Source organism: Marinobacter sp. UBA3604, assembly GCF_002375325.1.
Classification (GTDB): Bacteria; Pseudomonadota; Gammaproteobacteria; order Pseudomonadales; family Oleiphilaceae; genus Marinobacter; species Marinobacter salarius.
In genome coordinates this window covers 1-6,629 of the sequence record NZ_DFMB01000059.1, presented here as the reverse complement: position 1 = coordinate 6,629, position 6,629 = coordinate 1, and the positions used below count along the sequence as shown (strand labels likewise).

The 6,629-nt window shown below is 55.8% G+C and carries 8 protein-coding genes; 7 read left to right on the top strand and 1 reads right to left on the bottom strand.

Translation table 11 applies throughout. The features are described from left to right. From B2590_RS16710 to B2590_RS16690, 5 genes are all read left to right on the top strand, one after another. On the top strand, nucleotides 1-480 hold a 480-nt coding region (locus tag B2590_RS16710), incomplete at its 5' end, for an OST-HTH/LOTUS domain-containing protein (protein WP_286848019.1). An 89-nt stretch (nucleotides 481-569) separates the two neighbouring features. Further along, entirely contained in the window at nucleotides 570-773 is a 204-nt protein-coding gene (locus B2590_RS16705) for a hypothetical protein (protein ID WP_286848017.1), read from the top strand. Between the two features lie 525 nt (nucleotides 774-1,298). Next, complete coding sequence (locus B2590_RS16700) at nucleotides 1,299-2,066, top strand: SDR family oxidoreductase (protein ID WP_286848015.1); 768 nt, start codon at nucleotides 1,299-1,301, stop codon at nucleotides 2,064-2,066. Between the two features lie 119 nt (nucleotides 2,067-2,185). Further along, complete coding sequence (locus B2590_RS16695; RefSeq protein WP_286848013.1) at nucleotides 2,186-3,286, top strand: mandelate racemase/muconate lactonizing enzyme family protein; 1,101 nt, start codon at nucleotides 2,186-2,188, stop codon at nucleotides 3,284-3,286. A gap of 258 nt (nucleotides 3,287-3,544) precedes the next feature. Continuing rightward, nucleotides 3,545-4,744 carry an MFS transporter gene (locus B2590_RS16690; protein WP_286848011.1) on the top strand — a complete coding sequence of 400 codons (1,200 nt, stop codon included), beginning with the start codon at nucleotides 3,545-3,547 and terminating at the stop codon, nucleotides 4,742-4,744. Nucleotides 4,745-4,767: 23 nt separating this feature from the next. Here the strand turns inward: B2590_RS16690 and B2590_RS16685 are convergent, their stop codons facing one another. Beyond that, the gene (locus B2590_RS16685; RefSeq protein WP_286848009.1) at nucleotides 4,768-5,484 is read right to left on the bottom strand and encodes a glutathione S-transferase; all 717 of its coding nucleotides are present in this window, start codon (nucleotides 5,482-5,484) and stop codon (nucleotides 4,768-4,770) included. Between the two features lie 298 nt (nucleotides 5,485-5,782). On the opposite strand from B2590_RS16685, the gene B2590_RS16680 reads away from it, so the two are divergent. Continuing rightward, nucleotides 5,783-6,286: a hypothetical protein gene (locus tag B2590_RS16680; RefSeq protein ID WP_286848007.1), complete on the top strand. Its 504-nt coding sequence runs from the start codon at nucleotides 5,783-5,785 to the stop codon at nucleotides 6,284-6,286. Further along, entirely contained in the window at nucleotides 6,287-6,607 is a 321-nt protein-coding gene (locus B2590_RS16675) for a hypothetical protein (RefSeq protein ID WP_091643023.1), read from the top strand. It begins immediately after the preceding gene. Nucleotides 6,608-6,629 lie beyond the last annotated feature (22 nt).

The window sequence follows — 6,629 nt, the reverse complement described above, 5'->3', positions numbered from 1 at the left end:
GGAAACGTCGATGCCTTCGCCCTCATGACAAGTGATTCCGACTTTACGCCCCTCGTCATGCGAATTCTTGAGGCCGGCCTACCAGTTTTTGGCTTCGGCGAGCGCAAAACTCCAATGCCCTTCGTCAACGCCTGTTCGCAATTCATCTACACAGAGAACCTGCGCGAAGACCCAGAGGAAACAGACAATACCAGCAACGGCGGCGCCCCAAAGTCGACGGTAGAAACTAAATGGGGACGCAACAAACTTCGAGGCGATACAGTCTTGGTGCGGACTCTTCGAACTGCGGTGGAACAAACGGCTGATGACGATGGTTGGGCCCATCTCGGCGAGGTTGGCAAATACATTTCAAATAACAGCTCCTTCTCCCCCGTGAATTACGGATACAAGAAGCTAAGCGAACTCGTCAGAGCCAGTGAACTCTTTGACATGAGCGTGCGGGATAAGAACGTTTTCTATATCAAAAGCCCCGAAAAATAGGTCTGTCCCAGTTTTCCTGAATCCAGGATTTAAGGCCAGCATGTCGCGTTTCAGCAGTTGCCCTTTTTCGCCTGGCCCGGTGGGCAGAAATGGCCACCAGACTTCCGGTAAGGCCGGCGATCATCGTAGTCATGACGACGGCGATCATGGTCGCGATCGTATTCTCTATGATCTCTGGTGGTAATGGCTGTTCCGGTTGCCGCACCGAGGGCACCGCCGAGAATAGCACCATCTCTGCCACCTACCTCGTTGCCGATGGCAGCCCCAATTGCTCCGCCAATACCGCCGCCTAGCGCGGCGTCAGCTGTGTCACCCGCAACGGCCCCCAATGAGGTGGCACTCAGAGATAAAAAAACGAGCAGTGATTTCATTTTCATTGATATAAATCCCATTGTTCAGGTGGTCTGATCTGCCCGGTATGACGGGAAGGAGACCATCTTCTCCATCCTCCCATCAGGCACTTGCCAGTTTTATGAACCATTTGAGAATACCAGAAATACACGCTGCCCCACCTATTACTTTTTATTTATTTTTCAATATGTTACGAAATCTTAAGGGATGCGCACTCCTTTCAGTTACAGCCACTGGCCGATCTGGACCTGCATCGGATTCGGGTACTTCATGTACGGTAGGCGCACAAAAAACATCGTCACCCGTTACTGCGGCATTGGGATGATTCTGTACCCGTACCTTGCAAGCAGCTCCTGGGAGATGTTGGCAGTGGGTGACGGGCTGATGTTGGTGCCGCGGTTTGTAGAGATTTAGAGGGCCGCGGGAGAAGATAGCTCTGTCCCAGTTTTCAAAAGGAGCCCAGACACATGGCACAGCAACCCCCGGTCATCCTCATAACAGGCGGCGCCCAGGGCATCGGCAAGGGTATTGCCGCCCATTTCCTGGACAAGGGCTGGCGAGTGGTGGTCCTGGACCAGAATGCAGAAGCCATCAGCGCATGCAGACAGGATTTCGGCGATCCGAACAACCTGCTACTGATCACCACGGATGTATCCCGCGAGCCCGACGTAGCCTCGGCCGTAGAGGAGGCCGCGCGATGGGGCCAGGGGCTGGATGCTCTGGTCAATAATGCGGGGATCGCAGATCCAGACACTGGCCCCATAGAAATGCTTGAACTGGATCAGTGGCAACGAAGAATCGACGTCAACCTGACCGGCGCCTTTTTATTGGCAAAGCACGCGATACCGCACCTGCGCCAACGCCGGGGCAGCATCGTCAACATCGCCTCTACCCGCGCCTTGCAGTCCGAGTCCAATAGCGAGGCGTATGCGGCAACCAAGGGCGGCCTGCTCGCCCTGACCCATGCTCTGGCTGTGAGCCTGGGGCCCGACGTGCGGGCCAACAGCATCAGCCCGGGCTGGATAGATGTCACTGCCTGGCAGGCTGATGCGCCTTCTGAACCGCAGCCTCTTTCCGCTACCGATCATGAGCAACACCCCAGTGGGCGTGTCGGCGAACCCGAGGACGTGGCGGCTATGGTGGCCTACCTGGTGTCGCCGGACGCAAGCTTTGTGACCGGTCAGAACTTCGTGATCGACGGCGGCATGACGCGGAAGATGATTTACGAGGACTAGGCTCCCGCCGAAGCGTTTGTCGCCAAACGTGACATTCAAGGCGACCGGCTCTGCTATCTATCCCCACATAGCTGAACTAGATTTACTTGATTAGGGATGGGTGCAGAGCGGAGTGGTCTATGCGTATCGAGCGAATGGCCGTATACACGGCGATCCTGGAATATACTGGAAAAGCCTATGCCTTCGCTGGTGGCCGCTCTCATCAGGCTTTCGAAACGACGGTGGTTGTACTTTCAACAGACACGGGCCTCGAAGGCTTTGGCGAGGTGTGCCCCTGCGGCCCCAACTACATGCCGGCGTTTGCCGAGGGCCTTCCCTCCTGCCTGTCCCTGCTCGCTCCTGAAATACTCGGCCAGGACCCGCGGCAAGTGTCAGTCATCCAGGAACGGATGAATCAGGCCCTTACCGGCCAGGCTGTTGCCAAAGCGGCCATCGATATTGCCTGCTGGGATCTACTGGGCAAGGTGTCCGGACTTCCGGTTTACACCTTGCTTGGCGGGCTTCAATCGCCCTCCATGCCCTTGCACCGGATTGTGCCACTGGCCGAGCCAGAGGGAATGGAAGAATCACTACGACGTTACCGCGACGAGGGGTTCCGCCACATTCAAATTAAGCTGGGTCATGAGGTTGAAGAAGACATTGACCTGGTTCGCAGGCTTAACAAACTCAAAAAGGCGGATGAGCTCTGGATCGGCGATATCAACGCCGCCTGGCGGCGCGACGAGGCACTGCGATTCTCACAGGCCGTCGAGGATGTGGATATTTACCTGGAACAGCCCTGCCGCAGCTACGAAGAGTGCCTGTCGGTCCGGCGCCGTGCCAGGCATTCGATCAAACTGGACGAAGCTTTCAACACCCTGAATGAGCTCCAGCGCGGCATCAGGGACGACGCCATGGATGCCATTGCCCTCAAGGTCAGCAAATTCGGTGGACTGACGCCATCCCGGATCATTCGCGACGTCTGTGCAGATGCCGGCATACCCATGACGGTAGAAGACGCCTGGGGCAGTGGAATTGCGACGGCGGCTTACGCGCACCTGGCCGCCAGTACATCCCCCAGAGCCTTGTTGAACACCACCGATTTGCACAACTACAACACAGTGCAACTCGCCACAGGCGCCCCGGAAGTCGCCAATGGCCGCATGTGGCTCAGCGATCGACCCGGGCTGGGCGTTACACCGGACTTTGAGGTGCTTTCCCTGCGGGACGTCTACGAGTGAATGTCAGGGCGCATTTTGCTGTGGGTGTCTGCGATCACGCCGATTTGCATGAGTGGTCAAGCCCCACTTTCACGGTATAGTGCCCCCATGAATTATCCCCAACGCATCGTCTGCCTAACCGAAGAAACCACAGAGACCCTCTACGCCATCGGCGGCGCTGACGGATGGGCTGGATGCCTTGTGTGGGATTATTGATCGGGTGTGAACAGACCAAAAACGAGCACACCAACTTTTAAGATTGCCGACCAGGACCCCTGCATGCCCTCACCCAAGCAACACCGCTGGTTTCCGCTGCTTATTTTCCTGGGCGCAGCCTTCACCTTCAGTGTCACGATGATCGGCACCACCATGCCGACGCCTCTTTACCCAATCTACCAGGACCGTTTCGGGTTTTCCGACCTGATGATCACCATCATCTTTGCCGCCTATGCCTTTGGTGTGATCGCCGCACTGGTACTGACCGGGCGCTGGTCTGATCAGGTAGGCCGCCGGCCTTTACTGTTTGCGGGCCTGGCCTGCTCCATCATTAGTGACCTGGTGTTCTTGCAGGCCGATGGCCTGGCGATGATCCTGACCGGCCGGGTGCTGTCCGGGCTGTCCGCAGGGATCTTTACCGGCACGGCTACGGTGGCAGTCATTGAACTTGCCCCGCCCCACTGGCGGGAGAAAGCCACGTTCTTTGCCACGGCGGCGAACATGGGCGGGCTGGGCCTGGGGCCAATGTTAGCAGGCGCGCTTTCCCAATACCTACCCTGGCCGCTGCACCTGACCTTTCTGGTGCACATTGTCATGGCTGTGCTGGCCGTGTTCTGCATCTGGGCAGCGCCTGAGACCGTCTCGAAGCCCGCTCGCCCCAAACTGTCCATCCAGCGCCTGAACGTGCCAGCGGAAGTCCGCAGTGTATTTATTCCCGCTGCCATTGCCGGTTTCGCAGGCTTCGCCATGTGCGGCTTCTTCACATCCATCGCCCCGGCGATGATGGGCAAGGTTCTGGGCTACGACAATCGGTTGTTGATCGGCGTTGTGGCCGGCAGCATCTTCATCGCATCAACCCTGGGCCAGTTCCTGCAGGGCAGACTGCCGCTCAGGCTGCGCCTACCTCTGGGCTGCGTTTCCCTGATGCTCGGTGTGATTCCGATAGCGCTGGGCATATATACCCAGTCCCTCGCGCTGTTCATCGCCGGTGCTGTGATTGCCGGTATGGGCCAGGGCATCTCATTCCGCGCCGGCATGGGCGCCATCGCCGCCGCCAGCCCTGTGAGAGAGAAGGCAGCGGTGACGTCCACGTTCTTTGTCGTGGCCTATATCGCTATCTCGGTACCGGTGATCGGCCTGGTGTTGATGGCGAGCGTGACCAGCCTGATGACGACCGGGATCACTTTCGCCGCCGTGATGGGGTCACTGGCGGCGCTGGCTTTGGTACTGCTGATTCGGCGGGAACGGGCAGGGGGAAAATAGATCTGTCCCGGATTTTACGGCTTTTAAGATCTTGCGAACGCGGTTATATGTGGAAATACCACCTCATCATCGCCTTCCTGCCAAGACGGGAACTTGATCATGGCCTGCAGGAACACTGGATGATCCAGCCAATCCCTCAGCCATTTCTGTAAATTCGGATAGGGCAGACTGTAAAATACCTCCCGATCGACATGGGCGAACTGGCGTACAAAGGGCATGATGCCAATATCAGCGATGCTGATGTTGCTCCCCAGGAGATACCGGTTCTTGGCTAATAGGCTTTCCAACGCCTGCAAAAACACCTCACCCTTCTGCTGGTAATCCAACTGGGAGAGTTCTGGATGGCGATCCGCGTATTTATAACGATCCAACCAGTGTTTGAATTCGTTATCGTTGCGGTCGATCAGGGCATTAGCGCTTACTAAATCCGTGTTCAACAAACCCTTCGGATCACTCTGCCGCAACGCCCATTCGACGATTTCCCTGCTTTCCTCAATAACGAGCCTCTCGGAACGGTCACCTCCTGCCAGCTCCAGAACAGGAACCGTGCCCTTGGGACTGACCGCCAGCATCTGCGCCGGTTTGTTTTTTAGCACAATCTCCCGCAGCTCCACTGTCAGCCCGGCAAACAAGATCCCGAGCCTAGCGCGCATAGCGTAAGGGCAACGACGGAAAGAATATAAACGAGGCAGCGGAAAAGTAATGGCGTGTCTCCTGGCTGAATAAACGAAGCTGATCATGGGGAAAACCGGTCACAATCACCCTGGCCTGTCTTGGCTTCAGCTTATCCTTACTTTTGAATCACAGAATCCTTTCTGAGATGGAAGCCGATATTAACTGAAGCAAGGTGACGGTTGGTAGTGACTCACATTAGCTTTGAGCCATCAGGAAAGCCGAGAAAATAGATCTGTCCCGGTTTTTCGAAAAATAAATCTATCCCGGTTCTCCGGTCCAGAATACCTGCCCAGGTTTTCGACAGGTTGCGCTCAAAAGGGAGGGCCCGTATATTCCGCTCAAGTCACTGAAAAGGAACCCAACATGAAAAGGATATTCATCGTTCCCCTGCTCGCCTTGTGCCTGTTCGCAACAGGCTGCATGGCAGGCAATCTCGTCTTGTCACAAGACCTCGCCTTGGATTATCCCGAACCTGAACTGATCTCCCATACCAGCACCACCCTCATCTTCAAGTATGAAGACTGGACGATGTCTCACGAAATAGTCGACGCCGAGACCTTCTACCCTGGTATTGATCTGTCCGGCGACGCTGAACAATTCATTCGTGCGTTCTTTACTGAAGATGTTCGGCCATCTCTATCCCCCGAACTTCGGGATATGGCGATCAAGCAACGGGAAGCCTTCGATATACCCGACCATGCGGTTTATAAAGATTCGCTCGATTCATTCGACATACTGGGAGGTTATAGCGAGACCCACGGTCTTGGGCATATCTACATTTTTGACCGAGCCGCTATTCATCATATTGTCGTCAAAGGAAAAGACGCACGCTACAAACAGGTGGCGAAAAGCATCAGGGAGAGATAAATGGATATATATGATCGAGAGCACCTGACAGAATTTCTGGTGGCCCTTTTCGGTAAACAGGCCAATAGCTGGCACCCGAATGAGGAGCTGTTCAACCTCACGTATAAGCTCGTTGCCGAATCTGGCGAGTGCAGTGAGGCGATGCGCTACGTCCCCGAGCCACTGGCACCAGGAAAAGCACCTTTCAAATGGCTGAAGAAAGAAGTGCGGTCCAAATTCCTGAAAACACTCCAGGAAAACAGAGAGCAATACGTCATATGTTTGCGTGGAGCCGCGTACAACATGGCGCTGGAGTTCAAAATGGCAGCGCAAGGCGTGTAGTGTCAACGCCGGTTTAAAAGTG